Origin of the sequence: Pseudomonas sp. FFUP_PS_473, assembly GCF_002858665.1 — a bacterium.
GTDB lineage: Bacteria > Pseudomonadota > Gammaproteobacteria > Pseudomonadales > Pseudomonadaceae > Aquipseudomonas > Aquipseudomonas defluvii.
This window is the reverse complement of sequence record NZ_PJQQ01000082.1, coordinates 1-1,925: the sequence shown is the minus strand read 5'-3', so window position 1 is coordinate 1,925 and position 1,925 is coordinate 1. Positions and strand designations below refer to the sequence as shown.

Annotated in this window: 2 protein-coding genes and 1 tRNA gene; 2 read left to right on the top strand and 1 reads right to left on the bottom strand. The window is 53.5% G+C overall.

Annotation, left to right across the window (positions count from 1 at the left end; translation table 11 throughout):
- Window positions 1-128: 128 nt before the first annotated feature.
- Window positions 129-455 carry an Arc family DNA-binding protein gene (locus tag CYD26_RS24655; protein WP_009681471.1) on the bottom strand — a complete coding sequence of 109 codons (327 nt, stop codon included), beginning with the start codon at window positions 453-455 and terminating at the stop codon, window positions 129-131.
- Window positions 456-800: 345 nt separating this feature from the next.
- Between CYD26_RS24655 and phnN the strand changes: the two genes are divergently transcribed.
- Both phnN and CYD26_RS24645 read left to right on the top strand, forming a co-directional pair.
- Window positions 801-1,412: a phosphonate metabolism protein/1,5-bisphosphokinase (PRPP-forming) PhnN gene (phnN, locus tag CYD26_RS24650; protein WP_102053906.1), complete on the top strand. Its 612-nt coding sequence runs from the start codon at window positions 801-803 to the stop codon at window positions 1,410-1,412.
- Between the two features lie 106 nt (window positions 1,413-1,518).
- Window positions 1,519-1,595, top strand: a tRNA-Arg gene (locus tag CYD26_RS24645).
- Window positions 1,596-1,925: the final 330 nt, after the last annotated feature.

Genomic DNA, 1,925 nt, shown 5'->3' with positions numbered 1-1,925 from the left:
GCTGCGCCTTTTGCCCGAATCCATTGAATCCTCCTGAGGAAAGGTCAGAAGGTGTAAACCTTATTCAGGACGGGACATCAGGCACAAAAAAGCCCGCAATGATGCGGGCTTTTTTGTGTGTGCGTGATTCAGGAAGCATCAGCTGCCATTTCTGCATCATGGGCGATCAGCGCGACCAGTGCATTCTGTTGGCGGTGGGAGAGCTGGCGAAAGCGTTGCAGTAGTTCGCGTTCGTGCAGGGACAGTTCAGGGCTGTCCAGGCGCATGCTTAGCTCATCGCCCAGAGCTCCTTCCTGGATCAGACTTTGCTCCAGGCGAGCGATGATTTCAGAGTTCATGCTGCGATGGTGGTTGCGCGCAACCTCAGCAATGCGCTCACGCATTCCGTCGGGCAGGCGGACGACGAATTTGTCTGCGGTGCGGCTTGAGTAGATAGCCTGTTTCATTGGGCGCATATAATTGACCGGTTTTAGTTCAGGGGAAGCGGTTCTTGAAATTGGCCGCACGGTGACGTTACGACCACTGTTGGGGCCAAATGTTCAACCTGAATTGCGAATGAGGCGCTTATGATGCCTCACAATCGCCGGTTCCTTGGCGTCAATTCTGTGACAAATAATGAGCTGGATAAAGGCTATTTGCCAGTACCAATTATCAGAAATGCGTACTGGTTTTGAAAGTTTTCATTTTTTCGCTTATCCGTTTGAGTGATAGCTTTCTCCTCGCACCGGCAAATGGCAAGAATGGCGCGGTAGAAAACTCTAAAATTTGCGTGGTTTCCTTAACTTAAGAGCATAGTGGCTATGCAGCATGACGCAAGTGACGATTGCTTGACAGTCCAGACGGTCAAGGCCGGCCGATTGATCTACCTCATGGGGGCTTCAGGGGCCGGCAAGGACAGCCTGATCGAAGCGGCTCGTCCTGTGCTTCAAGGGCGGGGCGTAATGATCGCACGGCGTGTGATTACCCGGGCGGTGGAGGCCAAGGGGGAGGACGCTCATGGTGTTACATGGCAGCAGTTTGAGTTGCTTCGTGATCAGAGGGCGTTTGCGCTGCATTGGCAGGCTAATGGCTTGTCCTACGGTATTCCGGCGCAGATCGATGCCTGGCTGGAAGAGGGGCGGCATGTGCTGGTCAATGGTTCCCGGGCCCACTTGGTTGAGGCCCGCAGGCGCTACCCGAGCCTGTTGCCAATCTTGCTGACCGTTGATGCCAGAGTGCTGCGTGCGCGTTTGCTTGGGCGCGCGCGCGAAAGTCTTGATGACATCGAGCGTCGTCTGGAGCGTGCTCGTGCCTTGGCTTGTGTCGAGGATCGCTCGGTGCGTGTTCTGGATAACTCCGGTGAGTTGCTTGATACCGTTTCGCGCTTGTTGATGCTGCTGAGCGAGGAGGGGGTGTTGGCTGCGAAGGCGTAAATAAAGCCTACAGCTAAAAACCCCTACGGATGACATGACAAATGTCGGTGTGCTGGGTAACATGCTCGCCGACTTGCGCTGCGCAGCATTCGCTGCCGGTTTCTGCGTCTCAGTAGCTCAATTGGATAGAGCATCCCCCTCCTAAGGGGAAGGTTGGCAGTTCGAACCTGCCCTGGGACACCATTTGCCTCAACGTAGCTTGGAATGATTCCGTTCGCCTCTGGCAGGTGCCCTGAAGGGCGGCTGCATTGAGATGCATGTTTCGGTCGGGTTGCTGATGTTAGCTGCTGCTTATATATGGCTAGGGTGAGCAGGGCTTGTTAAGCATTTGAAGCCTAAAGAGAAAATCTGAAAAAACTCGAAATAATTGCTTGACGGGTGCTTCGAAAAGCGTAGAATGCGCGCCATCGGTTGAGACGAAGCGCTCTTAACCAAACGCTCTTTAACAATTGAATCAAGCAATTCGTGTGGGTGCTTGTGAAATCAGACTGATAGTCAAAAAGATTATCAGCA

Bases quoted from the DNA above. Each gene is read 5' to 3' on its own strand.
- CYD26_RS24655 (WP_009681471.1), bottom strand. From the start codon at position 455: ATGCGCCCAATGAAACAGGCTATCTACTCAAGCCGCACCGCAGACAAA.
- phnN (WP_102053906.1), top strand. From the start codon at position 801: ATGCAGCATGACGCAAGTGACGATTGCTTGACAGTCCAGACGGTCAAG.